The organism is Vibrio sp. Vb1755 (assembly GCF_033338635.1).
Taxonomy (GTDB): domain Bacteria; phylum Pseudomonadota; class Gammaproteobacteria; order Enterobacterales; family Vibrionaceae; genus Vibrio; species Vibrio alginolyticus.
In genome coordinates, this window is the sequence record NZ_JAWOTA010000332.1 from 1 (window position 1) to 1,069 (window position 1,069).

Here is a 1,069-nt window from a genome sequence, read left to right on the forward strand (position 1 = left end):
TGCAGGATAAATCAATCACATTGGTTGATAGTGATTCGACGCCACCCCAGCGCCAAAGCAGTACACAAAAGTCCAAGTCAAAATCAGACAACATGCCCACTGAGACTCAAGATCTTGCAGAGCGACTAAACCGTTCTAAAGGTCGAGCATTGAAAGCAGAAATCGAGACGTTTTGGCACACCTGTATGTCCGAGCTCAATTGCGAATCCAAACTTAATGAACTAGCTATAGATTTGTCTGCAGAGCGTTTTAATTTGTTAGCGAACTACCATCAACTCGATGGTCTTTGGCAGCAAAGCGTTGGCAATTTGTTGTTTGATGAGCAGCAACCGCTCGCCTCTCGTGTCGCACGATTAAAATCCGAAGCGAGAAAGATTTGGGGAGAGCTCGCCGAGGTGATTTTCGCCGATGAGTTCGCACTTTACGACTTCAGCTTACAAGCCGAGCAACTTGACGCCGTATCGGCTCAAGATTACGTGAAAGCATTCGAGGATTTAATCACCGAATGGCAGGGGAACGAAAATGCCTTGGGGTTAGACAGCAACCAAACAAAATATGAACGAGCGGTGGCTCTGATCCCTGTAAGAATGAAAGGGATCGAGCGAAAAGCGTTGATTCAAGAGTTGCAGAAAAACTATCTGTCTGAACAAGAAAGCAACCAAATCCTCACTCGTGAACAACAAATAGCAAAACAAAAGCAGCAAGTTCGCAGTTATCAAACCGAGCTAAAACAGCTCGAATCCAGATTGGCAACGCAAAGAGCCACCAGCCACGCGAGTTGGTCTGAATCTGACTGGCAGCGTTACTATCAACAAGAGATAGCGAATTTTCGTCGCGAGTTCTTTGCTTCATAAGGTGCACATAAAAAAAAGGCACGTAGCAGGTTAGCTTTCGCGCCTTTTTACTTTGTGCTCCCGAACCTATTTCAGAACAAGTTCAAGCCAAACACACTCTTAACATCGGACAAAACTTGTTCTGTTTTTTCTCGAGAGACTTGGCTGCCATGTTTAAGAATCTCAATAAGTTGCGCTTTATCGTTCAAATACAACGTCCGTTTCTCTCGGATCGG

At 45.1% G+C, this 1,069-nt stretch carries 1 protein-coding gene and 1 pseudogene; one reads left to right on the plus strand and one right to left on the minus strand.

The features are described 5' to 3' along the window. A partial coding sequence (locus R7E00_RS24930; RefSeq protein ID WP_318124896.1) for a chromosome partitioning protein ParA occupies positions 1–854 on the plus strand: 854 nt, incomplete at its 5' end. A gap of 71 nt (positions 855–925) precedes the next feature. On the opposite strand, the pseudogene R7E00_RS24935 reads toward R7E00_RS24930, so the two are convergent. After that, a pseudogene (locus R7E00_RS24935) lies at positions 926–1,069 on the minus strand (tryptophan--tRNA ligase); the annotation flags it as partial.